Consider the following 26,842-nt stretch of genomic DNA (forward strand, 5'->3'; position numbering starts at 1 on the left):
TCAAATGTCCATAAAGGAATTGTCTGATCTCGACCGAGCCTTATGGCTATTCCCAAAGGGTCAACAACAAGAAACCGTAAGACCTTTCGCTCCCAAAGATCACAACCCGTGCCGTGAATTAGCTCTTACGATAACAAAGCAAGACTGGCTTGCCGCAATACTAAATTTTGCAAACGCCAAAGGTTTGACGAGTGAATTTGAGGCCGGACGCGGTGAACCAGAAAACACACTGTTTCGATTGGCAACTGACTTAGCTCAAATGTTGAATTGGTTTGATGAAGCGAAAAATTTATCAAATGGTACAGAGCGGAAAAAATTCCTTACCAAAATCTGTAACGTTTACAATCAATTAAGTTGGACAGACACACGTCCATGTCTTTGCGCAGAAGAAAATTTTTCACTGGTGTTAACAATTATGCCCACCTCGCTCGGTCATGCTCTCTGGCTCCAATTCGGCTATATGATTCAATCACATAAAACTAGCGCATCAAAACATGTTCGATAGCTATTTGTTTAAAATGTGAATATCAATAATGTCTCCAGGACGTTAACAGGATCCGCCTTCAAGGCATTTACAAAAATTAGTAAGAATTAACATGAAGGATCAACAGAATGAATACGTGCATTGTGGCTTGTTTTTTTAAATATTTTAAATGCAATACAACACCTAAATTTCATTTACCAAGGAAGACCTCAATCACCTTTTGCGCGAAATACAGTTGCATCTTAGATGGGACATGCAAATGCTAGCTTGGGCGAAAGTTTGGCAACAAGCATCATTGCTACAATTTAAGATAATAGTCTTGGTTGTATTATTGCTACCCCTGTCCTCATGTCAGACATATTATAATATAGCGCCTTCACCGGAGCCCGCTCACGGAGCAAAGAGGCATAAAGTTAATGAATTAACTTTATTAACCTACAATATAAGGACGGGTATCGGCATGGCTTCACCGGGAACAAGCCCTTATCAGACCCAGGCATGGGAAAAAGATCTACCGCGTATAGCAGAGGCTATTCGTTCTACTGGAGCAGATGTTGTCGCAATCCAGGAGCTACTCGAAGGGCAAGAAAAAGAATTAGGTGAACTTCTTGAAATGAATTACGCATATACACCGCACGGCACCGTTGGCCCGGGTGACTGGTGGGGCGTCGCAATATTTTCAAAATTTCCGATCACCTCTGCATTTCGTGATTCCCTAAGCACCGGCAGTGGTAATACTAGATCTAACGCTGTAGTCACTTTGGAGATTAATGGCAAATCACACGTCTTTATTAATATCCACAAAGATAAGGATCTTGGTGACGGGGTCTCAATTGAGCGTACAGCCGACACTGCTAATGAATTCACGTGCGCGGTATCGGTTATGGGTGATTTCAACCTTTGGCCGGATGATCCAATAATGCGGAAGATGCCGCTTAAGCTTGTTGACAGCGCCGACCAAGTCAACACTCCCGGTAGCAGGCTTTTGAAACGGGTTGGTACATTGAACGGCTCTCATCATCCCGATCACGGTGGACGAATTGATGCAATCTGGATTGATCCAAAATTTTATCAGGTCATAGATACATATTTAATGGATAAAGAGTATTGGGATGCATCGGATCACTATGGTGTTGTTACTCGAGTGCTGCTCAAAAAATAGCAGGCAGGAACTACTCTGTAAAAATCGCATTAACGTGACCAAGTTCCTGCAATACCAACTGTTAAGACTAGCATTGGGATCGGCAAAGGAAGGAGAGAAGTGCGTTTCTCATTTACCATTGTAGAGCCAATTGCGGTACCAAAAGGTACATTCCCGTGCATAAACAATTTACCTGGGAGACAAGATGAATCGGAATAAGGAACTTGATGGGAAAGTGGCGATTGTTACCGGGAGTGCTCGCAATATTGGTAAAGCGGTAGCAGAAGAACTCGCTCGCGCCGGAGCAGCAGTCACAATCAACGCAGTAGACGATCAAAAAGCATGCAAGGAGGTAGCCCAAGATATAGTAAACTCTGGCGGAAGGGCTATACCAGTCATGGCCGACATTACCGACCAGGCACACGTGGATAATTTAATATATCAGACTACAAAATCTTTTGGCGGAGTAGACATCTTGATTCTCAATGCGGCGATCCGCATTGATACTCCGTTTTTGGAAAGAAGTTTTAAAGACTGGCGACGTGCCACGGCAGTTGCAGTAGACGGTAGTTTTCGTCTCTCCACCGCATGTGTTCCTTCGATGATTAATCGCGGGGGCGGCGCAATAGTAGGGGTGCATGGTATGCAGGCTTACACAGCTGCTTATGGTAAGAATCCGGCAGCCAAAGACGCGCAAGCCGGAATGCTACGCGGTATGGCGCGCGATCTAGGAAGATATAACATTACTTGTAATATCGCCGTCGTGGGTTCTTTTGATACTGATAGAATGGGTAGCTCCGGTGAGTTGGCCACGCCCGATTTATCCGATAGTACTCCTCTTAGGCGACGCGGTGTGCCGCAAGATATGGCAAACTGTATTCGCTTTTTAGTTGGCCCATATGCGACATACATTAGCGGTCAAAGCATCCATTTAAATGGTGCCTATTGCATGCCTCACTAATCTAATTTCGAAAGCCAGCAAGCTTTTGCTATTCGTTATGCTGCCTTTGAGCCTTTCCCACCTGGCAACTTTGCTCGACCCCAATTGATGATCCCCCCCTCAAGTAAAATTTCCACCTGTCGCGGCGAAAGCATATGGCTGATGGGGATTACTAAATCTCTGTCTTTTACAATTAATTTAATTTTGGTTCCTGTAGCGATAGCTTCGCGCGCCTTTTCAAGGACTAGAATGTCACCCACCTCTATCTTATCAAAATCACGGGGATCGTCGAAGGTGACTGGCAATAGCCCACCATTTATCATGTTTTGCCAGAAGATACGCGCAAAACTCTTAGCAATGACTATCTTTAATCCTAGATATTGCGGCGCTAAAACTGCATGCACGCGACTAGACCCCTGACCAAAATTTTCCCCTCCAATCCACAGATGCCCTCCATCATCCTTAATAGCAAGAGCCCGTTCGGCTAGGGTTGGATCATCGCGCATAAGCGTAAATTCAGCGGTTTTCTGAATGTTTGAGCGATAAGGTAATACCTCCGCTCCTGCTGGTGCCAAGGCATCGGTATCGATATTATCACCTAGCTTGATTAAAACAGGAAGCTCAATACGTTCTGGAAAAGGCTTTATCTCAGGTAAGGGTGCGGTATGGACCCCCTTTTGTATTGTTATCCTTTTTGCCTCCTCAATCGGCAACGGTTGAATAAGCGCATCCGGTAGAGCAATCCATTGGTCAGGCTGTGTGACCTTTGGGTACTCGATATCTAGCTCCCGGGGATCTGTTATTTCTCCCGTTATCGCACCTGCGGTGACCACTTCTGGACTGCAAAGCCAAACACGATCACCTTTCACACCAGAGCGACCAGGAAAATTGCGTGGTGTAGTACGAAGTGAATTAGTACCACTGGCTACTGCCTGCCCCATTCCCATACATCCATTGCAACCGGCTTGATGCATACGGGCACCAAAAGCTATCAAGCTAGCGAGATGTCCCTGATCAAGGAGATTAGCGAGCATTTCGCGCGACGTCGGGTTGACATCGTAAGATACAGATTCCGCCTTGATCTGACCTGTTACCATCATCGCAGCTACAGCAAAATCACGATAACCAGGATTAGCTGATGAGCCGATATAACCCTGCGATATTTTTTCGCCAGCAGAATCTCGCACTGGAACAACGTTTCCAGGACTTGAGGGCCTAGCTATTAGAGGTTCAAGTGCCGAAAGCTCGATTTTATCATAAATGTCGTATGTAGCTCCGTTGTCGGCAATAATTTCAGTGAATTCTTCATGTCGGCCAACTGCTTTGAGGTATCGCTGCACTTCACCATCAGCAGGAAAAACGGTGGTCGTTGCGCCTAGTTCAGCCCCCATATTTGCGATTACATGACGGTCCATCGCAGTCAGGCAGCGAAGACCCGGACCATAATATTCTATAATCCGGCCTACCCCTCCCTTGACACCATATCGTCGGAGCATTTCTAAAATTACATCCTTAGCACTCACCCAATCATTCAATTCTCCGGTAAGCTCTATACCCCATATTTTTGGCATAACGATAGAAATCGGCATGCCAGCTAGTGCCATGCCAACCTCAATTGACCCGGTCCCCATACCGAGCATTCCAAGTGAACCGGCTGAACAAGTATGGCTATCACCACCTATTAACGTTGCACCGGGCCGACCAAGGCGCTCCATATGCACCGGATGACTTATACCATTGCCAGCTGGACTGTAGTGCATGCCAAATCTCTGGCAAGTTGTCTTCAAAAATTGATGGTCCTCTGCAGCACGATTATCGGTCTGCAGTAGATTATGATCAACATATTGACAAGCAACCTCCATCTGAATGCGCTCTATATCCAGCGCCTCAAGTACTAATGCTGTGGGAAGCCCAAGTGTATCCTGACAAAGCCCTTGATCAATCTTAAGTGAGATCTCGTCGCCCGGCGTCATACTGCCATGAACAAGGTGTGTTTCAATCAGTTTCTCAGTAACATTTAATTCTGATTTGGTGGCCATCATGCAGTCTCCCCCTACATTAAACCAATCTATGGCGACACGCTTCCACCTCGAAGAGCTATGACGCTCTCTCATTTTACTTTTATTTGTCAAATTGTAGCAAGAGACACATCACTTTTTCCTACTGTTTAGCAAATCTTCGAGCCGCCCTAGTGCGGGTACAATTATGTCTATCTATCCAGAACGACATAAAGTGCCAGCATCGGATTTCTGAGAAAAAGTAGTGACCCAAGCGGGATTTAGCGCTTCCCATAAAATCAGTAACTTATCAACTGTGTAGCAAGTCCAACTTACTCATTTATACCAATATTTGTTGGAAGAGTGACTACACTTACGACGAAAATCACGAAATCTTAAAAATAATTAAACCAAATCGAAATACTTCTTTCGTTGTATCGGCAAAATGATATTTTCGGAGCCAATTATGTCAAACTTTCTCATAGAAAAAACGCTTACGTTCGCAACAGCTCTTCTCCTCTCTTCGACTCTGGCTGCTAAAGCACTTGAAATGACAGAAATCAGCCAAATCCAAATCGGAAATGGTAAAGGCTATGCGGAAATGATCAAGTACCACGGCGGATCACAAAGCTTCATGGTTACAGCTTCCAAAACAGGGACAATAGAGCGGATATCAATAGCGAACCCAACCAAGCTCAGAATGATGGATCCTTTAGATCTGAGCGGCGGCGATGTCACTGCGGTTGCAGTGCATAACGATTTTGTTGCTGCAACGATAAAAGCCAAAACAGCTGATGCACCAGGAATGTTGAAACTTTTCGACACTAACGGTAATTTGCTAGCCGCCTTCGAAACAGGCTCACTCCCGGACAATGTGGCGTTCTCACCAAATGGACGCTATTTGCTGACTGCCAACGAGGGCGAGCCTTCGGATGACTACGCGGTTGATCCAGAGGGTAGTTTTACTCTTGTTGATCTTGGAGCCGGTGTAGACAAAGCTAAAGTCACGCAGCTTTCTATGGCAGGTGTCGATGCTCCGGCTGGAAGTCGGATTGTTAAGACCGGCAGCAGCTTTGCTATCGATGCCGAACCTGAATATGTAGCCTTCGCCCCGGATGGAAAGTCCGCCTATGTAACACTTCAGGAAAACAATGCAGTCGCTGTAATAGATGTCGAGTCCGCACAAATCTTGAAAGTGGTCGGCCTTGGCGTGAAGAATGTATCTCGAACGAGCCACGATATGTCCAATAAGGATGGCGGTATAAATATGAGGCGTTGGCCTGTGCTAATGATGTATCAGCCAGATGCTATTGCAGCTTATAATGTGAAAGGAGCTACTTATTTTGTGACCGCCAATGAAGGTGATGCAAAGAATTATAATGGCTTTTCTGAAGAGACCCGCGTAGCAAAACTCACTCTGGATAGCACTATGTTTCCAAACGCCGAGGAATTACAGAAGCCCGAGCATCTTGGCAGACTGAAGACCACAAAGACTATGGGTGACACGGATGGCGACGGCGACCACGATCTCATCTTTGCCTACGGTGGGCGGTCATTTTCGATCTGGATGGCAAACGGCACACTTGTGTTCGATAGTGGTAACGCCTTTGAGCGCGTCATATCAAAGCGGTCTCCACAATCCTTCAATGCTAATGGTGGTGTAAAGGAAGTAGACGACAGATCGGATGACAAAGGTCCCGAGCCAGAGGCACTGGCGCTTGGCGAGATCGAAGGCAGGATTTATGCCTTCATTGGTATGGAACGAAATAATGCGATTTTCGCGTATGACATCACACTACCATCTGATCCTCATATGGTTGGCTACATGATGCCTTCCGCCAATCACAAATCGCCAGAGGGTCTTGAGTTCATTGCAGCTAAAGACAGCCCAACCGGAAGGCCACTCCTTGCAATTGCATACGAAATGACGGGTACGGTCGGCATTTACGAGATCAATTGACCACAATTTTTGCAAGTTTATTGAATAATCAACTACATACGACTCATGCTAAAACCTACTGACGAGAAACTCTGACAGTGCTTCTTGCGTCCTTGCAAGCGGGAGCAATTTGCTGGTACGAAATTATTTTTAGCGTTTCTGATCAAAAGACTTGAGCATATAATCAAACATTAAATTTTAAATTTTGCAAAGCTTATACACGATGCCAAAGATAAGATATTAGCTGAGTTGGTAAATTTTTACTCTGTATGCGAAAGCACGGAATAATCCTGATTTGTACGCAAAAAATTGTGGGACTGATCTCATTAGAAAGACTGGATCTACAATCATTGTTGTAATTATTATAGGTCACGAATAACTTTTTCCTTATCTCTTTTCAGGGAGAAAATTATAGTTTTATTGGGATTAATGAACTTCTTTATCAGACAATGTGGACAAAACAATGAACTCAGTGATTAAAGTGAACACGATATTGTTTTTAGTTTTTTCAATTATCTATTTTATAGATATTGGTCCAGTAAGGGCAGAAACAGACATTGTGATTGAGCAGCGTATCAAACTCATGCGCACAGATGTTCTTGTTAACTTCAGAGTGATAAAGGCATATGTGAAGGAAGGTAAAGGATCAATCGAGGAGGTTAGTGCAGCTGCCAAAGTTCTTGCCGCGGCAGCCGACAAATTTCTACCTCTTTTTGTTAAAGGAACGGGCAGACCTGATGTTAATGAAACAAAAACAAGGTCAATTCAAGAGATTTGGGATGAGTGGCCGGCTTTCGAAAAAGCTAATGATGCAATGCGCAGGAATGCAAACAATATTGTTCGTCAGGCCTCAGAAGGTCTGACTGATGAGCTGGGACAAACATTTGTATTACTGGGCAAAGAAGCTTGTAGAGCGTGCCACAAACAGTTCCGAGGACCCAAAGCAAATTAAAATGAGGCTGATGCAATTAGATCAAAACTAAAAGATATGTCCTTCCATCAGATCCTCGGTATTGTGTTCCTAGCGATTATTTCCCTCATGCTAAACAAAAAACCGCAAGCAACAGAATTAAAAAGAGGACAATATATATACAACTCATCTGGGTGCGGTAGCTGCCACGGAATTGAAGACCACACAAAAACAAGAGCTGGCGCCAATATTCTCCCGATGGCAGGAGGTCGGCGCATAAAAACTCCATACGGCGTTTTTCACAGTCCAAACATTACGCCAGATAAAGTAACTGGAATAGGAAGTTGGACTTTTAAAGAATTCCGTAAATCTATGACAGAAGGCAAAGCACCAGATGGCATGCCTTATTATCCTGTATTTCCATATACGTCCTATAAATCAATGACAGAACGGGATTTACGGGACCTCTGGAACTTTATAAGATCTCAGCCGGCATATTTTAAGCCAAACAAACCGCACGAACTGGATTTTCCATTCAGCATTCGGACCTTAATGTATATCTGGCAATTCCTATTTTTTGAAACACGACCCACAGTGATTCCTGATAATCTCAACCCTGCGGATTGGAAACGTGGGGCTTATCTAGTAAAAGTACTTGGGCATTGCGGAGAATGTCATACGCCTAGAAACATTTTTGGCGCCATGAACTTAAAGTTGGAACTCAGTGGCAATCCTCGCGATCTTGATGGAAAAATTCCAGATCTAACATCTAAAAATAGTCAAGGAATATTCTCATGGACCAAACAAGATATTGAAGAGTACTTATCTAGCGGAATGACACCAGAGGGCGACTTTGCCGGCGGGAAAATGGCTGAAGTTATAGAAAACTCAACTTCAAAGCTAAGTCCTGCTGATGTTGAGGCTATAGCCGTATATCTCAAATCACTACATTAAGTATAAGCATTTCGAAAAAGTTAATTACTTATTTTTAATGTTCTAAACAAAAAGCACCGATTGTGGTATGATCTAGAACTAGATTGGATTAAATAAAATATAATCCTATCTTTTATGGAACTTTAAGAGGGGTTATCATGAAAGTTTTTAAACAAAAATTGTATCCAAAATTGTATGTGGCAGGTGTTCTTGCCTCTTTTGCAGTACTAACAGCATGCAAAGCTACCGGTGGCGGTGGCGGCGGCTGCTAGCAACATTTCTGATCGGTTACGGCATTGCCGTAACCGGTCTTTCATGTGCGTGGCAAGAAATTTAACAGGCGGTTTAATGCACTACCGTTGACATGTATCGCTGATAACAATATCTAAAGCTCCAGTTTTAAAATGCCTTTCATCATATGCCATATCAAATGAGTTAAAATTCAGCTTAGAGATGTGAATGACGTCGAAGACCTTGCTTTTGTGGATAGAACAAATTAGCGTTTGATAGTCGGCTTCAATATTTTTTTTCTCAGCGTTTTCGCTTCCTAGGTACCAGTAAGGAGGGAAAATAATAATCTTGAATTTATTAGATACAGTCTTTTGTAATTCTTTAATTCGAGACAGCCACGTACGGACATGCGTTAAGCGATGGCTGAAATTTTTGGAGAAATAGTGTTTCCGGATTGATTTCGAATTACCCACATTAGATCCAAAGTATTTCCCTTGTATCCTAGCTGCAGCTAGCATTAAATCGTGATAAAATGGGATTTTAAATATCCGGACAAGATCAGTTGAAGTTAGTGGTATAAAATTATCCGGATCCCAGAGTGGATCTACTCTAAAAATATCTGTTCCGAAATTAAATCCTATTATAATGTCATTACTTTTTACGGTTTTATTTTGAATTAAAAATTTCATTTGGTTGTATGATTGCAAAGGCCCGTTATTAGGTGCCGCAAAAATAGTTATATTTTTATTTTTTAATATCCTAGTCAGATCATGTGGATATTTTTCATTCCTGTCTGACCAATCCATGCCAAGTAATTGGCTTTCACCAAAGGCAGTAATGTTATTCAAGGCACCGGTACCAATATATCGTCCACTCTGCCCCGATGTTTGCATATAAACTTTTTTTCCACCAAAAAAATAACAGAAATCTCGCTCAGAAGGCAGATGCGAGTATTCTCCGTTATAACCATATGGTATAAAGGAAAAACAGGAAGAGGCAGCATCTCTAACAAAAATTACCAAGTTAAAAACAAAAAAAGAAAATACCACTACCCAAAATAGATCGAGATTGGATTTCTGATGTTTGTGCATGGTCAAATTACAAACTCCAGAGCTAGTAATAAAAAACAAGGAATCAGTAGTGAGACACTAACTGACTTCGCTTACGCTGAATTCTCCTCGGCCATTGAAATGCTCCATGCTGCCAAACTCACTGAAAGCAGGGGCTTAGCCAAAGGTTTTCTTAATCATTGCTTAGATGAATATCGACACACAAGTTTTTTTTTGAAAGTAGTAAAAGAAAAATCTTCAACCTCTTATTTCCAGCCTCGATTTACAATTGCGCGGGGGTTTATAGACGGGGAATATTTTCTATTTGAAAAAATGAATTTGAGAGCTTTTGCTGCTTTTGTCGCAGTTAACGAACAGGAAGCAAAAAAACTATTTACTAAGCTCTCAAGTGACATAGGAGATATTGAACCAGAAACTAATAAAGAATTAAATCAAATCATTGCAGATGAAGTAGAACACGAGAAAACAGCACAAAGCCTCAATTCTGACTTCAAGGCATTATTGTTGGATGAAGAACGCCATGCAAGATTATCATTCGGTTTTCTCGACAAGCTAGGCAGGCCATTCGCTAATGCAGTATTGGCAAAGAAATACTTCGTAACTAACAAAATCCGTCACCTAGTAGCTCGTAAAATGTTTTTGAAAACAGCACTTGAAAATTTCTTTATGTTCTTTGCAATTATGCTAATTTTCCCCTTTTCTAAAGTATTCCGAATACGTCCACTCAATAATAAAGAAATATATTCAAGTAAAAATGCATCCAGTATGATATGAATTACACTATAGGATTATCTGGATACTTTCATGATAGTAGTGTATGTCTATTAGAGGGCGGGTCTATTATTGAGTTTGTTAGGGAGGAGACCCTAACTCGTGTAAAGGGCACCAACCAGTTTCCTCACAGAGCCCTCCGTTTCCTTATCGATAAATATAATTTGGACGATACGAATGTAGATTTTATTTGTTTTTATGAAAAACCTCTCAGAGGTTGGTTTTCTAGCGTTAATTTTTCTCTCAAACGCCCACTTGATAGGATGGAGTTGCTGAAAAATCAGCTAAAACAGTTCTGGAGTGGCCCTGCAAATGTTAGCCAGAAAATATTAAAGGTTTTGAAGATAGATGAGCAAAAGATTTTGTTCGCTCCTCATCACCTTAGCCATGTATTAAGTGCTACCCCTTTTCAAAAAGGTCCCTCCACACAACAATCACTTCATTTTGTTTTCGACGCGGTAGGCGATGGAATCTGCTCATCAATTTTTTATGGAATTCCGTCCTCCCTCCAAATTTTGAGACAAGATCAGTATCCTAACTCACTCGGATTGTTCTACTCAGCAGTAACAGAATACTGTGGTTTTAATACAAATGAGGGGGAATTTAAACTTATGGCTTTGGCAGCTTACGGAAAGCCAATACATTCAGAATTTTTATTGAAAAATGTCATCCGATTTAGCAGTCCAGAACTTAAATTAAACCTAAAATGGTTTAATTTTCATAGATCTGTCACTACGAGTTACTCTGACTTGTTTTTAAAGAAATTTGGTCCTGCAGCTCAAGAAAATGATTTAATAGAAGATGCCAATAGATTTAAAGATTTTGCAGACTTAGCAGCATCTGCACAAGATGTTACAGAAAGAATAATATGCCGTACAATTTCTTGGGGCATTGAACAAACGGGCATAACATCTATCACCGTAAGCGGAGGAGTAGCTCAAAACTGTGTCGCAATGCACTCTGCAAGTAAACTAATGGGCGCTTGTGATTTTACTGTGCCACCTTCTCCTGGCGACTCTGGTGCGGCAATCGGAGCCGCAAATTTTGCTGAAATTATGGCAAACAGGTCACCCGTAAAAATACATGACATTGCTTTTGGGGGATCTTTTTCGCCACCGAAAAGCGGGCTGTTTGAAGAACTTTTTCAGCTGGTAGCTAAAGAAAATGCATATGTTGAAGTTGCTGAACTTATAAACAACGGCAACATTATATGTACATTCCTCGGCGGTAATGAAATCGGGCCAAGAGCCTTGGGTTTTAGATCGATCATTTGCTCGGCCGGTAAAGCTCCGGTAGTACAAAGATTAAATACCTTGATAAAAAAGAGGGAATCTTTTCGGCCTTTGGCTCCCGCAATGACTTCTGAAACCGCCGAAAATTATTTTCACCTAAATAAAAATGCCCTTAGAAATTATAATTGGATGGGATTAATTGCATTTGCAAAACCCGAGTTGCCATCGCAGTATAATTGTTGTTTACATGTCGATGGATCTGCGAGGTTGCAAATATTAAAAAAAGACATTAGCCCCCTGTATGAAATTTTAGAGCTGGCGGAAGACGAAATATTATTGAACACTTCATTTAATATATCGGGCGATCCGATTGTAGGTGATTACTTTGATTGTTACGTCAATATGCAACGGATGGGTTTGGAATACCTAATAACGGATAAAGGGCTTTATAAGTTAATTATATAGATGGACCTTGGATGTTTTCTCATATCTCAAGAATAATAAAACATATTGCTAGGGGCACTTCAAAAAGTCGGGCGATATTGTTTGCCTTTATAATCTTTCCACTTTTGTTGGTACTGATTGTGAAGGGTTTAAATATACTTCTACCATTCACATACTTGGCCCTCTAAAAAAACATTCTGAGGCGAACGGTATTTTTGAAAAAGAATCGATTAGCATGCATTTTTGGGAAGTATGATATGAAAGGCAGTGCAATGTTTTTGGACCCTTTTGAGAGCACATTTACACCCTAGCTCCTTACCTCGATTAACTCACCTCTTTTTTTTGAGTTGTAGGTTCATCAACTTGCAACGCTTTGAGGGCACCCATACAAATCAACCGCTTTCAGTAGCGAATTCCTTCAAAAAAAAGTGGTGACCCCAGCGGGATTTGAAACAGCACAATACTGTTTATTCAGTATCAAAAGGTTACAAATAGCTCGGTTTTCTGAGATTTATTTTTCTCGGTATCACACCCTGTTACAGCCAGTACCCTGTTGTTCGTGACCCAATGTGACCCATTTTAGGATTAACTTATTTGCAGAGAGCATCCCAGATAATCGCCTCATCTTTTAGTTTTTTTCTATTGTCCTGATGGGTCTTTATTACTGTGTTGCGGCGCTCAGCAAAATATTGTGCTCGCGCATCCTTATCCGCTTTTGTTGCCTTGCCTCTTGCATCTTCATAAAGTGTCCAAACATTTAGAGTGGAAAGCCAATTACCCATAGTAATCTTCATTTCGCTGTTCAGGGTTTCACAAAATTTTTTCTTATCAGGCTGCCAAGAATGCTTTTCTTGCGCGATAACCACTGGCGACGACACCAGCACTAACCACACGCCAATTGCCAGACATGTTTTCTTAGTCATATGAGCCTCCTCAAGTATCAGGAACTATGCCCGAGCCCCAGTCGCTTAGATTACATAAATAAAAAGCTTTTCAGAATTTCTAGAAGTAGTTCCATTGTAGAACACCAATCATCATCATTGTGTTATCAAAAAAGTATAGTCGTCGGATTGTCGTAATTGAATTTTGAAAACGGCCTCCTCGCCTCACAAAAGCTTTGACGCACTCAAGCGTTTAGAACGCGTATCTCAAACCCATCCGGAAGTCGTGGCGTTGCAGTCGGACAAGTCTGCCTTTAAAATAGGCGTCATCAGTCGCCGCTAGGGCACTGTCATTTTCATAACCGAAGCCACCCAAATACAAATACCTATATCCTATATCAGCCGACAAACCGGACAAAAGAGTAACATAAAAGTTAGAAGTCAGAGCTGCTCTCTGAAGACTAAAAAATTAAGTTACGAAAATGGGCTTTTCACCAGGCACAGGACTTCCTTGAAACGCTCCCTTATTAATAATTTCGCTGCGGCCACCGTGTTTTTCTATCAATGAACATTGATCTAAATAAGCTCTCCTATCTGCATCGTCTGGATCTACAATTTGTCGCAAAATTCTTTCATATTTTTTTACAACCTCCTGATGCTCTGGATGTCCAGAAAGATTAATAAGCTCATCTGGATCAGTATTTAGATCGAACAATTCAGGTTCGTAGCCAACATAATGTATGTACTTATATTTCGCCTTGCGGATCATATATGCCGCACGATCAGCACCCGGTCCATAATATTCACTGAAGGCAACCCGTTCTAAATTATCTGCTTGTCTGGCAACATTCATAAGTGAGATGCCGCGAAGACTCTCTGCTTCAATCAAAGGTGCAAGGCCAACAGCATCAACGATTGTTGGTGCAACATCAGCCAAAGTTACGGGAGTATTACTAATCCTACCCGCCGGGATTTCACCTCCGGCGATCAAGAACGGAATTGAAGCTGATTCCTCGTACATATTTGACTTACCCCAAATTTGGCGAGTTCCTAGGTTTTCACCATGATCCGAAGTATAAATAATAATTGTGTCATCGCTTAAACCACATTCATCAAGGCAATCAATAATTTTGCCGACATTTGCATCAACATAGCTAATGCACCCATAGTAATTAGCCATAATACGACGCCGGATATCCTCATTTACGAAGTCATTGAAGTTACGGTTACGTTGCAAATTTCTCATCCAGGGATGTAATTCTGAGTCGGGATCTATCAATTTGGGCTTCGGCATTATGTCAGTTGGGTAGAGGTCGTAGTACTCCTGCGGTGCACAATAAGGAGGATGTGGACAGACCAGTGAAGAAAAAATAGTCCATGGTTTATCGTCAATCTTGGATGACTTTTCTCTAATTATCTGGCATGTAGTTTCAGTTATATCAGCATCGTATTTTGTGTAAGTGCTCTCTCCGGGGCCCAGCCTCTCGATCCCTCGCCATTTTGTATACGGTGGAGCCATAGGACGTTTAACTGATCCTCTAAGGTCACCAACACCATTGTGGATGTGCATGGGATTTATTTGACGAGTAAATCCAAACGGATCTTCTTCGCGAGTGAAGTGAAGTTTACCTATTGATATTGCCTCCATCCCATTTTCACTCAGCATGTGGTGCCAGCTTCGCACCGAGCCATCGTATGCAAAACAATTATCCCAATAACCTGTTTCAAAAATATATTTCCCAGTAGCTATTACCGCACGAGCCGGCACACAAACTGGTGAACTAGTATAAGCGGTTGAAAAACGCGTACCACGGCTCGCAAGTTTATCCATATTCGGTGTTTTAACAAATTCGTGCCCGTAGCATCCAAGAGCATTTTTCTGATGCTGATCAGATATGATAAAGAGAACATTTTTGCCCATTATTCGGCCCTCCACTACTAAATATCTCGAGATATAGACAGATGAATAAATTTAGTCGTCGTCTTCGAGTACCACCTTTTTGTTGCCTGTGAACTTCGCCAAAATTTTCGGCAAAACAATGAAGCTACAGATTGTTAAGTTCTTGAGATAGTTTTTTGTTCTCTTTACTTAATCGATCTACCTCTGATTTAAGACCGAGCACCAGCAATCTAAGGTCAGTGCTTAGATCACTTAACGTGACTGGACTGGTAGCCGCCGATACATTTCCGGCAATCCCGAACATAAAGGCTACAGCCAATAAGTAAGAAGTCCCCCTTGAATGAAGTAAAGGCATTGTTCTTTGCTCCCCGTAACAATTTCAATGCAAATGCGTGTACTGGGGACTCTCCAGTACACAGCGAAACTGTCAATACGGGCAGATGTGGATAACTGAGTTTGGTGGGAGGTGCCCTCCCCTACACAACTCGTTTGTTATTTGGCACAATGCGCTTATGAGAAAACTGACCGCAACACTCTGCCTGACCCTCGCCATCCTTCTTGGAAGTGTGGGGATGAGTGCGAGTGCTGATTTCCAAAAGGGTGCTGCCGCATACAAGAGGGGTGATTACGCAACTGCTGTGCGTGAATGGAAACCTCTTGCGAAACAGGGACACGCAAAGTCACAGTACAATCTGGGTGTGATGTACCGAGACGGACAAGGTGTTCCAAAGAACTATAAGACTGCCGCAAAGTGGTACACACTTGCTGCGAAACAGGGATATGCCAATGCCCAGTACAGTCTGGGTTTGAGGTACGACAAAGGACAAGGTGTTCCACAGGACGATAAGACTGCGGTGAAGTGGTACAAACTTGCTGCTGAACAAGGATTTGCCAATGCCCAGACCAATATGGGTATGATGTACGGATTGGGAAAAGGGGTCATACGGGATTGGGTCTATGCCCACATGTGGGGAAATATCGCTGCCTCTAATGGGAATGAAGGTGGTGGTAAGGTGCGAGACATCGCTGCTAAAAATATGACCCCTGCCGACATCTCCAAAGCACAAGACCTTGCCCGTGAATGTGTCCGTAAGAAATACAAAGGGTGTTGAGAAAGCCTATCATTTTCTATCAAGGTATCGTCAATATGACGGTACAAATCCGAAACCGTTTGGATGAGGGACTAGGTGCAAAAGTTGCGTATACCGCGCGTCCGCTTCCACGATCTGCGACATATTCATGCTAGTGCCCTACTGCAACAAGGCAAAGCATCGCAAACTGTTGCTGGTCGTTTAGGGCATTCATCAGCAAATATTACGCACCAAATCTACGGACATTTGATGCCAAACTCTGATGCTGAGATGATGGCTGATTTTAATAGCGAACATCTAAGCAACAAAAAATAAAAAGCTATGAGGGCACTTTGAGGGCACTCTTACAAATAAAACGCCTAAAGAACCGGATTTCTGGGAAAAAGAGTGGTGACCCCAGCGGGATTTGAACCCGCGTTGCCGGCGTGAAAGGCCGGTGTCCTAGGCCTCTAGACGATGGGGTCATCTGGGCAAACTTACTTAGTCTTAAGCAGCTTCTAACGTCAAGTATGGATTTAGAGATATTTATCTAAAAAGTGTCAAAGTAGGCAAAAAATGCTCTGAGGGCAAATTTTGCCGGTTTTTTTTCCTATCTCCGTCTAAAAACATCAGACTTGGCAAAAATAGTATTGATAATCATACATTGTGAGTGAATAAGGGTGGCACAATTATTGCGATTTTTCTTGGTAGTTCAATTTAACCACGCTGGAAAGAACTTCTTGTGGTGTTTATTCTAAGGCATCCCAAATGACTTTGCTTGGTAATTTCTCCCCATCAATTTCGGCAATTCGCTCTAATGCGAAGTCATATGATGTTATAGGCGAAAATATCGCAAATTCACGAACTCCAGGCTATAAAGCTGCAAGCACCCGATTTGCTGAACAAATTGCAGGCAAAAGTGATGGCGCTCGCGGTTCATTTGGGGGCGTCAAGCCCGTATTGCAGCGATTTATAGATCAAGCTGGACAAGTCAGCAGTTCAAACGGGCCACTTGATATCGCGATCCAAGGAAAAGGTTTCTTTGTGACAAATGCTGACATATCTGGTGGTGACGAATTCCAATTCACGCGTAGCGGGCAATTCGGATTAACCATGATTGACACCAGCGGCACTGAAGAAACCTATATAACCGACGTATCGGGTCAATTTGTCTTTGGGTGGCCTGCTGATAGTGACGGCGCCTCATTTACGACCGGCACGGGTTTGGAATCACTTGTTGCACTGCAGATTGACGAAACTGCCCATGTGTATGAACCAGATGCCACCACCACTGCCTTGTATAATGCTAATCTTGCCGCCGACGCTGCGACCGGGTCGACTTACGCTAGTAAAATTGGAGTTTTTGACGAAGATGGCAATGAAAATGCGATGAAGTTGACGTTCACCAAGTCTGGTACAAATGCATGGGATCTTGATATCGAGGTAGCAAATAGTGATCTCACCACAGGGGTAGTACCGACAACGGCACTCACCTTTGATGCTTCGGGGAATCTAACTTCTGACACGACTACTGATATCACCCCTACATTTACCGATCCAGATGGCGGGTCAACCACAATTACGTTGGATATATCGAACGTAACCCAGTACGCGGGTAACAACATAGTACGTCGAATAACCCGCAATGGCAATGTAGAGGGCTCTCTTCAAACCATAAGTTTTAACCAAGATGGAATAATCTCGGGCAATTTCAGTAATGGTGAGAGTAAGAGCCTCTATAAATTGCCGGTTACAGTAGTGACGAGCCCGAACCTTATGGACCTTCGAACCCATACTCATTATGCCCTCTCAACAAATTCAGGTGACGCGGAGTTATATGAGGCTGACGCGACCGACCAAGGCAGTTTCATTCCTGGCTCTCTAGAGGAATCAACCACAAGCATGGAACTTGAATTCAGCCGACTAATTGAAAATCAACATGCCTATTCATCCAATGTTCGAGCATTTACTGTGGCAGAAGAGATGACACGAACAGCTACTAACCTTAAACAATAGAACGCTCATAACATGACTAAAATACAGCAGCAGCATCATCAATTGTGAGTTGAGGAGTTTCACGCCCTTGCCAATGATCTAATTTTAAGGTGCCACAAAGATGTAGTGGACTACCGCTACTTTGGATTAATGCCTGACCCAACGGTTGCCCAAGACTACGAAAAGAAATTGCTTTTAGCCGACCACCGTTTTCTCCAGCCACAATACAACTCACATGGTCTGACCCAACTTGCTGAGCTTTGACGATTCGAACTCTAGGAAGGACAAACCTCGGCTGAGGATTCCCAGATCCAAACGGCGCCAAACGTTCAATGGCAGTCAAAAATTCATTATTCGCCCCTATGGGCTGAATGGCGCCATCTATTCGATAAACTGGAGTCAGTTCCCTTTGCAGATCGCCAATACGCTCTGTCATAAAACTACAGAATGACTGTTCATTATTGCGCTGGATTACAAACCCAGCAGCCATTGCATGCCCACCACCTGAGCTTAACAATCCAGCCTGCCGTGCTGCCACAATGGCTGCTCCCAGATCAAAGCCTTTCACTGATCTTCCCGAGCCTTTACCGTGATCTCCATCATATGCCACAACACAAGAAGGGCGATTAAATCGCTCTCGAAGACGACCGGCAACTATCCCAATTACACCTGGATGCCATTCCGTAGAGCCAGCATAGGCAAAATTTTTATTGGCATTGCTTACAACAATATCAATTGCGGATTGAAGACAAGCTGCTTCTATGGAGCGGCGCTCTTGATTATAGACATCCAACCGTTGAGCTATTTCAACAGCTTTGCCTTCATCTTCTGTGGAGAGTAGAGCAGCACCAAGCCAAGACTCACCAACTCTACCTCCCGCGTTAACTCTAGGGCCAAGGATAAACCCTGCATGGTGCGCAGCCGGCTGTTCAGTAAGATGTACTGTATCAGCAAGAGCTCTCAAACCAGCATTTCTGCGAGCACCCATCACTTTGAGTCCTTGTTTGACTAGAGCCCTATTTACGCCTGTGAGTGAGACAACGTCGCAAACAGTGCCAAGGGCAACCAAGTCCAGCCACTGTAATAAATCTGGCTCAGCGCGATCATTATACCATCCGCGTTGGCGAAGAACCCTATTTAAGGCTACGACCAATAAAAAGGTTACACCGACGGCTGCAAGATGACCTTCCGAAGATGTATCATCAAGGCGGTTTGGATTAACTACTGCAACTGCATCAGGTAACCGCGGTTCAGCTTGATGATGGTCTACCACAACTACATCGATACCAGCTTTGCGAGCACCTGCGAGAGTTTCAAACGCAACAATGCCACAATCGACTGTTATCACTAACTCTATGCCCTGTTCCTTCATTCTTTGCATTGCAGGCAAATTCGGACCATAGCCCTCTGTAAGTCGGTCTGGAATGTAAATGTCTAAATCTCGGCCGACAGCTCTCCAGAATCTTTTAAGAAGTGCCGAAGAAGTAGCTCCATCAACATCATAGTCACCAAAAACGGCAACCTTTTGGCCTTTTTGTATTGCATCGGCCAAACAGTTAGCGGCGAGATCCATATCCATTAAAGAACTGGGGTTAGGCAATAATCTTCTAATTTGCGGATCTAAAAAATCATCCACCTGATCCGCGCCCACTCCTCTTGCTGCTAGTAGACGGCCGACGATTTCAGGAAGCCCATACCTCTGGGCAAGGACCAGACCAGAGCGTTCATCTGAATCGACAACCTCCCATCTTTTGCCACCAATCGATTGCTCCACACCCAAATAAGCTGGGCCATAACTCATTTTCTAATTGCAAACCCCATAGGCTTGCGATCAAGATTGTGCTGCGCCGAAACGATGCGCACAGTTCCTGTTTTAGATCGCATTATTATAGACTCAGTTTGAGCACTTCCTACCTTCATACGAATACCACGCAATATCGTACCGTCGGTAACGCCCGTAGCTGCGAACATTACATCCCCGCTTGCTAACTCTTCTAGATCGTACTTTCGATCCAGATCTTCGATACCCCATTTTGCTGCTCGCAAGCGCTCATCATCATTGCGAAACAAAAGTCTCCCCTGAAACTGGCCGCCTATGCAACGTAAAGCGGCGCATGCAAGCACCCCTTCAGGAGCACCGCCGCTGCCTAGGTAAATGTCTATGCCACTATTAGGATCTGATGTTGCCATAACCCCAGATACATCGCCGTCAGAAATCAAAAGTATTCGAGCGCCCATATCACGAACCGACTTAATAAGATCAGCGTGTCTAGGACGGTCTAAGATACATGCAACAACATCGTTGATATCTTTTCCAAGAGCATCCGCCACAGCTTGTAAATTCTCAGCCGGTGAATTGTCTAGATCTACAATACCGGCGGGCAATCCGGCCCCTACCGCAACCTTATCCATGTAAACATCAGGTGCATTAAGAAAACCACCCTTCTCAGCCATGGCAACAACAGCTAATGCATTAGTACCGCCTTTGGCTGTAATAGTGGTACCCTCAAGCGGATCTAAAGCAATATCAAGCTCAGGGCCTTCGCCATTACCTACAGTTTCGCCGATATATAGCATCGGCGCTTCATCTCGTTCGCCCTCACCGATCACCACAGTTCCTTTTATAGACAAACCGTTCAAAGCCTCGCGCATAGCGTCTACGGCAGCTTGGTCGGCCTGCTTCTCATCGCCTCTCCCCATCCATCGTGAAGCCGCAAGCGCAGCTGCCTCGGTAACCCGTACGGCATCTAACGCGAGGTTTCGTTCCATGTTAACGGATATGTTGCTCATTTCCCCCTCCCTCCGATACTTTTATATGCATGTTCTCTAGCTTCGTTCAATCCTTATAGCTTGTATTGGCGGCTGTATCGCCTTTATCTCGGAGATTTTTTTCATCGCAGCATTCATTGAACGCTCGGTTGTCTCATGAACGGTTACCACAACAGGTACAGCCTCGGTGGCAGATCTCATCCGTTGAATGACGCCTTCAATTGAGATATCATGGTCTCGCAATGTAGCAGATATGTCCGCTAATACCCCCGGTCTGTCGTAAACCATCATACGAATAAAATATGCACCTTTGTGGTCCTCCATTGGGTCTATGGTGGACCGGGTAAGATAATTAGAAGAAATCCCCAGAAGAGGCATAATACGACCACAAGCAATATCTACCAAATCGGCTACAACAGCCGATGCTGTTGGCCCGCCACCGGCCCCGGCACCTTCCAGCATAACTGGCCCAACAAAATCACCCTCAATGGAAACGCCGTTAAGCACGCCCTCAATTGCTGATATCGGAGCAGAAATAGGTACCATTGCAGGATGAACGCGTTGCCGAATTCCCGCTCGCGTTTTCTCTGCAATACCTAGGAGCTTGATACGAAATCCAAGTTCATCAGCAAAAGCTATGTCTTCCGCACTTATCGACCTAATCCCTTCAACGTGTACTCCCTCAAAATCGAGTTCCGTACCAAAAGCGATACTTGAAAGAATCGCTAATTTATGGGCTGCGTCAATACCATCGATATCCAAACTTGGATCTGACTCAGCGTAACCAAGTTTTTGCGCCTCTTCAAGAACCTCCCCAAAAGCACTCCCAGTTGTGCGCATTGAACTTAAGATAAAGTTACATGTTCCATTAAGAATACCCTGAATACGGCTTACGCTGTTGCTAGCTAAGCTTTCGCGTAGTGTTTTTATCACCGGAATACCGCCAGCTACAGCAGCCTCGTAACAAAATGCAACACCAGCGCTCTCAGAATATCTTGCCAGCTCCGTCCCATGCAATGCCAACAATGCTTTATTCGCGGTTACTATATGACGACCCTTGGCAATCGCACTTTTGCACACATTCTTTGCTATATCCCCACCCCCACCTATGAGCTCAAGCACAACATCACATTCAACTTCAGCAGCCATCTTTACTGGATCATCGTACCAACAGAAATTAGAAATATCAGCACCTCTATCACGGCCTCGGTCCCGCGCAGATACTGCAACAATTTCAAAAGGGCGCTGCGCTCTTCGAGCCAGAATTTGCCTGTTCGCCCGCAAAATTTCGATTGTTCCCATGCCGACTGTGCCGAGGCCAGCTACGGCAATCCTGAGCGGTGCAGTCATTCCGCAACGACCTTACTCTGAACAGCTTCTAAATATTTATCACTATTAGCAAGAAAGACTTTTATGTTGCGAACTGCTTGTCGGATTCGCTGCGTGTTCTCTACAAGGGCTAATCTGCAATACCCCTCACCATACTCGCCAAAACCAACGCCAGGTGAAACGGCAACGTTAGCTTCTGAGAGAAGTAACTTAGAAAACTCTAATGAACCTAAATTCGCAAATTCGGGAGGTAACGGAGCCCATGCAAACATCGTAGCCTTGGGGCTTGGCACAGCCCAACCTGCGCTGGCAAGCCCATCTATAAGCACATCACGACGTTTACGATAAAGTTCTCGCATGGATTCAACGCAGTCTTGGGGACCATTGAGAGCAGCTGCTGCCGCAACTTGGATAGGCGTAAATGCACCGTAATCTACATAGGACTTGACCCGAGCTAAAGCAGCAATGAGTTTTTTGTTGCCCGCAGCAAACCCCAGACGCCAACCGGGCATTGAATAAGTCTTACTTAGCGAAGAAAATTCAACCGCGATTTCTCGTGCACCTTTAATCTGAAGTATAGAGGGTGGTGGTCCATGTTCAAAATACACTTCTGCATACGCTAAGTCAGAAAGTATCCAAATTTCATGCCGTTTACAAAAATCAACAATTTCTTCAAAAAAGTCTAAAGATACAACCTCGGCAGTTGGATTAGACGGGAAATTTATGACAACAGCGAGAGGCTTTGGGATTGAACGAGCAACAGCTCTCTCTAGAGCGTCCATAAATCCATGGCGCGCCTCCGGAGTTGAGACGTAAGCTGGCAGGTGACGCACAGAACCGCCAGCAATTATGAAACCAAAAGCATGGATCGGATAGGATGGATTTGGTGCCAAGATCATATCGCCGGGGCTCGTAATAGCTTGAGCTAGGTTTGCAAGCCCCTCTTTCGACCCCAAAGTCGCGATAATTTCATTTTCTGGGTCAAGCTCCACATTAAAACGGCGCTGATAATAAGCGGCCATTGCTTTTCTTAACCCCGGAATTCCACGGCTGTTAGAATAACGATGTGTCTTGGGGTCTTTAACGCTTTCTACTAACTTATCCACGATGTGCTGAGGGGTTGCGCTATCTGGATTTCCCATACCAAAATCAATTATATCTTCCCCTGACGCTCGCGCCTCCGCCTTCATTTGATTGACTGCAGTGAACACGTAAGGCGGCAACCTTTTTATGCGATAAAAATTATCGTCCATTAGTTATTCCAGTAACTAGAATGTTAAAATAGCGCCAGTGTGCTACTCATGTAACCCTGAACTCTTACGTCGTCGACATACAATTTACTTACGAATGCCTACATACCACTAACATATTGTAAATAAACCTCCGCGCGGCGATTTCCAGCCGCACCATTTGGGGAATATTCGGCATAGACTGGACTATCTGCACCGTGAGCTACCACGTCAATATATTTCGCTGGAACTCCATTTCTAACTAACTCCGCAGCTACGGAGTTTGCACGATCGAGCGACACTTTGAAATTAACTAATTTGCCGCGCCCTGAGTTCCTGCTTGCAGTTATTCCGCTAGAATGCCCAACTATCCTGATAGCGCCGCCGGTCTCCTCAAACATCGCTACAACATCATGCACGACTGCACGATCTCTAGCTTGAAGCCGAGATGATCCATTATCAAAATAAATCGTTGCGACCTGAACCGTTTGAGGGACCCTACTCAAGGGCATGCTCGTTTCAACCAAACCTGTATTTTCATTTCCAATTTCCTGAGCCACAGCTTTTGAGGGAGCTTGAACAGTGGAGGGTCGCTCAGTCAGAGCAGGTGGGGATGGCGGTGGGTCGGATTTACGATGTGCCACCTTTGGCACTTCAGCAACAACACGCGGCCTGCCCACAGGCGTTGCAAACTGTTTTTCAGAATCTCTTTGATATGCTGTTGGAGGCGGAGGCGGAGGCACTATCCCAGGCACTGGAGTTTGGGATTTTTTCGAATTTAATGATGCATTCAGTGGCCTTTTTTTATTAGCAATACCCGGCGGCGATACCGTGCCATCTGAAGTACCACCCTTTATCACGGCAGGCGACGCTATGGGTCGCGGTGCCTGAACCTTAGCTGTTTCTGTTGTCAGAGCGTTTGCACGGCCTGGGCTACTCAATACCTTCTGCGGCGAGGCAAGATCTGACTTTTTCGCGCTATTTGGCGTAACGTTCAATTTCGGAGCGCTCACTCTCTGGGCTTCAACTTCGGATACTGGCGCCGCATTTGGCGGAGGTGGAGTAACAGCTGAAGATGCTCTAAGTACTTTATCGGTATACTGAGCATTTTCACTGTCAGCAACCAAGCCATCTGCGAGCTTTTTGTGCTGGATCCGGCGTATTAAAGCTGCCTCGCTTGTGGGCCGGTCTGGAATATTACCAAGCTTTGGATAACTTTTGTCCAGCCGATTATCACCATACAGCATGCTTGAAGGGTTTTTCGCAGACCTCGATTTGCGTCTTGAATCAGTCTTACCATTCAGTTTAGGAACTTTTGTTTCCACCTCTTCAAGATCTTTCGCTTCACCTGTATTTTTTTTGCTTGTTAAATAGGTTTTTCCTTCGACCTTTTCATCTTCGTCATCAATCCAGTTTAAGGGATTAATCATCGTAGCCGCATCTACCACCCCATCACTGACGGCATCCATTGTGCTACAGGCCCCCAGCATTGCCCCCATTACAATAGCTGTGCAAACCCGAAGCTGGCAAAGCAGTTGCTCGACACAGAAGGCACTAGCACTTATTGATCTAATCACTCGCTTTAACCTTCCTAAACAAGTCTTTTTGCATAGATACCATATCAGTGCCTGACCTTACGAATTCAATGGTGTAAGGTAGACATTGAAAGGAAATTAGCGTCTCTGATAAGTAAATATAAAAGTAATAACTTATCGTCTAAAATTAAATGCAAAATGTAGACCAAGTATAGGCAAAAAATCATGGGTGATCAATCAGGCAACGAACGAAAGGCACCAGACCCGGTCGAATACTCACGAGTTTGGATAGATATAGCCTCTAAAAGTCAAAAAATCGTAGCTGAGCTCGTGCGGCGTCAGCAAGCCAAGGGTTATAAAGAACAATTTGCAGATCCCCTAAATGTCAGCCATGCCTTTATAGAATTCACCCGCCAAGTCATGAACAATCCAGTTAAATTGGCACAAAACCAGCTCGCACTCTGGCAAAAACAAATGGTCCTTTGGCAAAATACCGCTGACAAAATTGCTGGAAAAAATACTGAACCAACGATTATCCCATCTCAAAGTGACTTTCGTTTCCGTGACAACGATTGGCATGAAAATATTGTTTTTGACTTCATAAAACAGTCGTATTTGCTCACTGCGCGTTGGATGCAAGATACTGTCAAAAATACTGACGGCCTTGATGAAAAAACAATGCAGAAATTGGATTTTTATACACGTCAATTTGCTGATGCGATGGCTCCAACCAATTTTGTAATGACCAACCCTAAGGTGCTGAGGGAAACAATCGAGCGTGGAGGTCAAAACCTAGTCCATGGGCTAGACAACCTAATAGAGGATATAGAGAATAGTGAAGATCAGCTGCGGATTAAAATGGTTGAGGAAAATGCCTTTGAGGTCGGAAAGGATTTAGCGACCAGTCCCGGGAAGGTAGTCTATCAAAATGAACTGTTGCAACTCATCCAGTACAACCCCACAACGCCGACAGTCAGCAAAACACCGCTCCTAATAATACCTCCGTGGATTAACAAATATTACATATTAGACCTGCAAGAAAAGAATTCATTCGTAAAATGGGCAATTAGTCAGGGGTTAACAATTTTTATGGTTTCGTGGGTCAACCCAGACGAAAAATTGTCTGAAAAGACTTTCGAGGATTATATCACAAAAGGCCCTCTAGCATGCCTGGAAGCTATACAAAAAGCCACTGGGGAAACAGGCATCAATGTGATCGGTTATTGCCTCGGAGGAACGCTACTCGCCGCAACATTGGCGCTTATGGAAAGAAAAAACAAAAAATTAACGCTATCCATAAAATCTGCAACATTTTTCACGACGATGGTTGATTTTGAGCGAGCTGGCGAATTGGGTATCTTTATTGATGAAGAACAGCTTTCCCAACTTGAGACAAAAATGAATGCTCAGGGCTATCTTAAAGGAACAGAGATGGCAGCTACATTTAATATGCTACGAGCTAACGATTTAATTTGGTCTTTCGTCATTAACAACTACTTGATGGGACGTGACCCGTTCCCATTTGATCTGCTTTTTTGGAACTCAGATAGCACTCGTATGCCGGCAGCAATGCATAGTTTTTATCTGCGTAAAATGTATTTGGAAAACAAATTAATCAAAAAAGATGCACTCAATTTTTGTGATACGCCGATTGATCTGGCACAAATTAAGACCCCTTGCTTTATTCTATCTGCCCAGGATGATCATATAGCACCATGGAAATCTACATACGCGGCCATGCGAATCTTCAAAGGCCCGACGAGGTTCTGCCTCGCAACTTCCGGGCATATCGCAGGAGTTATTAATCCTCCGTGTGCAGCTAAATATTCGTATTGGTCGAACCCTAAAAATCCCGAAACTCCAGAGGCTTGGCTGAAAGATGCTACCGAGTGTCCCGGCTCCTGGTGGCCAGAGTGGGCCAAATGGTTAAAAACATTTAGCGGCGTCGAAATTGAAGCGCGTATTCCTGGGGAAGGAGCTCTTGATGTTATCGAGGATGCGCCTGGCTCTTATGTTCTGACAAAGGCCGACTAAAAAAGACG

Annotated in this window: 22 protein-coding genes and 1 tRNA gene; 12 read left to right on the forward strand and 11 right to left on the reverse strand. The window is 44.0% G+C overall.

The genetic code is table 11. The annotated features are described in order from the left end of the window. Window positions 1-4 precede the first annotated feature (4 nt). The 3 genes from VX941_09020 (at window position 5) to VX941_09030 (ending at window position 2,586) form a co-directional block, all read left to right on the forward strand. Entirely contained in the window at window positions 5-505 is a 501-nt protein-coding gene (locus tag VX941_09020) for a hypothetical protein (protein ID MEE2933550.1), read from the forward strand. 238 nt (window positions 506-743) lie between these two features. Continuing rightward, on the forward strand, window positions 744-1,646 hold the full coding sequence (locus VX941_09025) for an endonuclease/exonuclease/phosphatase family protein (protein MEE2933551.1): 903 nt from the start codon (window positions 744-746) through the stop codon (window positions 1,644-1,646). 184 nt (window positions 1,647-1,830) lie between these two features. Beyond that, entirely contained in the window at window positions 1,831-2,586 is a 756-nt protein-coding gene (locus VX941_09030; GenBank protein ID MEE2933552.1) for an SDR family oxidoreductase, read from the forward strand. Between the two features lie 35 nt (window positions 2,587-2,621). On the opposite strand, the gene VX941_09035 is transcribed toward VX941_09030, so the two are convergent. Continuing rightward, window positions 2,622-4,607, reverse strand: coding sequence for an aconitate hydratase (locus VX941_09035; protein ID MEE2933553.1), 1,986 nt, complete (start codon window positions 4,605-4,607; stop codon window positions 2,622-2,624). Window positions 4,608-5,028: 421 nt separating this feature from the next. On the opposite strand from VX941_09035, the gene VX941_09040 reads away from it, so the two are divergent. The 3 genes from VX941_09040 to VX941_09050 all read left to right on the forward strand — a co-directional run bounded on the left by VX941_09040 (window position 5,029) and on the right by VX941_09050 (window position 8,365). Further along, complete coding sequence (locus VX941_09040; protein MEE2933554.1) at window positions 5,029-6,522, forward strand: choice-of-anchor I family protein; 1,494 nt, start codon at window positions 5,029-5,031, stop codon at window positions 6,520-6,522. A 442-nt stretch (window positions 6,523-6,964) separates the two neighbouring features. Further along, a complete protein-coding gene (locus VX941_09045; protein ID MEE2933555.1) occupies window positions 6,965-7,453 on the forward strand; it encodes a cytochrome c in 489 nt (162 codons plus the stop codon). 87 nt (window positions 7,454-7,540) lie between these two features. After that, window positions 7,541-8,365 carry a cytochrome c gene (locus tag VX941_09050; GenBank protein MEE2933556.1) on the forward strand — a complete coding sequence of 275 codons (825 nt, stop codon included), beginning with the start codon at window positions 7,541-7,543 and terminating at the stop codon, window positions 8,363-8,365. Between the two features lie 332 nt (window positions 8,366-8,697). Here VX941_09050 and VX941_09055 read toward each other — a convergent pair whose 3' ends face one another. Continuing rightward, a complete protein-coding gene (locus VX941_09055; GenBank protein ID MEE2933557.1) occupies window positions 8,698-9,672 on the reverse strand; it encodes a hypothetical protein in 975 nt (324 codons plus the stop codon). Here VX941_09055 and VX941_09060 point away from each other — a divergent pair. Continuing rightward, window positions 9,655-10,419, forward strand: coding sequence for a ferritin-like domain-containing protein (locus tag VX941_09060; protein MEE2933558.1), 765 nt, complete (start codon window positions 9,655-9,657; stop codon window positions 10,417-10,419). The genes VX941_09055 and VX941_09060 overlap by 18 nt on opposite strands. After that, window positions 10,416-12,113 (forward strand): carbamoyltransferase N-terminal domain-containing protein, encoded by a 1,698-nt coding sequence (locus VX941_09065; GenBank protein MEE2933559.1) that lies wholly within the window; start codon window positions 10,416-10,418, stop codon window positions 12,111-12,113. Before VX941_09060 ends, VX941_09065 begins: the two co-directional genes overlap by 4 nt. Before the next feature lie 569 nt (window positions 12,114-12,682). Here the strand turns inward: VX941_09065 and VX941_09070 are convergent. The 3 genes from VX941_09070 to VX941_09080 form a co-directional block, all read right to left on the reverse strand. Further along, window positions 12,683-13,015 carry a hypothetical protein gene (locus VX941_09070; GenBank protein ID MEE2933560.1) on the reverse strand — a complete coding sequence of 111 codons (333 nt, stop codon included), beginning with the start codon at window positions 13,013-13,015 and terminating at the stop codon, window positions 12,683-12,685. A 427-nt stretch (window positions 13,016-13,442) separates the two neighbouring features. Next, window positions 13,443-14,894 (reverse strand): sulfatase-like hydrolase/transferase, encoded by a 1,452-nt coding sequence (locus tag VX941_09075; GenBank protein ID MEE2933561.1) that lies wholly within the window; start codon window positions 14,892-14,894, stop codon window positions 13,443-13,445. Between the two features lie 124 nt (window positions 14,895-15,018). Continuing rightward, window positions 15,019-15,228, reverse strand: coding sequence for a hypothetical protein (locus VX941_09080; GenBank protein ID MEE2933562.1), 210 nt, complete (start codon window positions 15,226-15,228; stop codon window positions 15,019-15,021). Between the two features lie 157 nt (window positions 15,229-15,385). Here VX941_09080 and VX941_09085 point away from each other — a divergent pair, with 157 nt between their 5' ends. Both VX941_09085 and VX941_09090 read left to right on the forward strand, forming a co-directional pair. After that, window positions 15,386-15,985, forward strand: a complete 600-nt coding sequence (locus tag VX941_09085; protein MEE2933563.1) for a tetratricopeptide repeat protein — start codon at window positions 15,386-15,388, stop codon at window positions 15,983-15,985. Between the two features lie 84 nt (window positions 15,986-16,069). Continuing rightward, window positions 16,070-16,279 (forward strand): tyrosine-type recombinase/integrase, encoded by a 210-nt coding sequence (locus VX941_09090; protein ID MEE2933564.1) that lies wholly within the window; start codon window positions 16,070-16,072, stop codon window positions 16,277-16,279. 73 nt (window positions 16,280-16,352) lie between these two features. On the opposite strand, the gene VX941_09095 is transcribed toward VX941_09090, so the two are convergent. After that, a tRNA-Glu gene (locus tag VX941_09095) sits at window positions 16,353-16,428 on the reverse strand. 283 nt (window positions 16,429-16,711) lie between these two features. On the opposite strand from VX941_09095, the gene VX941_09100 reads away from it, so the two are divergent. Then, window positions 16,712-17,959, forward strand: a complete 1,248-nt coding sequence (locus tag VX941_09100) for a flagellar hook-basal body complex protein (GenBank protein ID MEE2933565.1) — start codon at window positions 16,712-16,714, stop codon at window positions 17,957-17,959. Between the two features lie 16 nt (window positions 17,960-17,975). On the opposite strand, the gene recJ is transcribed toward VX941_09100, so the two are convergent. The 5 genes from recJ to VX941_09125 all read right to left on the reverse strand — a co-directional run bounded on the left by recJ (window position 17,976) and on the right by VX941_09125 (window position 24,842). After that, window positions 17,976-19,739, reverse strand: a complete 1,764-nt coding sequence (gene recJ / locus VX941_09105; GenBank protein MEE2933566.1) for a single-stranded-DNA-specific exonuclease RecJ — start codon at window positions 19,737-19,739, stop codon at window positions 17,976-17,978. Further along, window positions 19,736-20,728 (reverse strand): class II fructose-bisphosphatase, encoded by a 993-nt coding sequence (gene glpX / locus VX941_09110; GenBank protein ID MEE2933567.1) that lies wholly within the window; start codon window positions 20,726-20,728, stop codon window positions 19,736-19,738. Before glpX ends, recJ begins: the two co-directional genes overlap by 4 nt. Window positions 20,729-20,764: 36 nt before the next feature. Continuing rightward, window positions 20,765-22,057 carry a homoserine dehydrogenase gene (locus VX941_09115; protein ID MEE2933568.1) on the reverse strand — a complete coding sequence of 431 codons (1,293 nt, stop codon included), beginning with the start codon at window positions 22,055-22,057 and terminating at the stop codon, window positions 20,765-20,767. Then, on the reverse strand, window positions 22,054-23,289 hold the full coding sequence (locus VX941_09120; protein MEE2933569.1) for an LL-diaminopimelate aminotransferase: 1,236 nt from the start codon (window positions 23,287-23,289) through the stop codon (window positions 22,054-22,056). Before VX941_09120 ends, VX941_09115 begins: the two co-directional genes overlap by 4 nt. 98 nt (window positions 23,290-23,387) lie before the next feature. After that, entirely contained in the window at window positions 23,388-24,842 is a 1,455-nt protein-coding gene (locus tag VX941_09125; GenBank protein MEE2933570.1) for an OmpA family protein, read from the reverse strand. Between the two features lie 183 nt (window positions 24,843-25,025). On the opposite strand from VX941_09125, the gene phaC reads away from it, so the two are divergent. Next, on the forward strand, window positions 25,026-26,834 hold the full coding sequence (phaC, locus tag VX941_09130; GenBank protein MEE2933571.1) for a class I poly(R)-hydroxyalkanoic acid synthase: 1,809 nt from the start codon (window positions 25,026-25,028) through the stop codon (window positions 26,832-26,834). Window positions 26,835-26,842: the final 8 nt, after the last annotated feature.

The sequence above is a fragment of the Pseudomonadota bacterium genome (assembly GCA_036339585.1).
Classification (GTDB): domain Bacteria; phylum Pseudomonadota; class Alphaproteobacteria; order UBA8366; family UBA8366; genus UBA8366.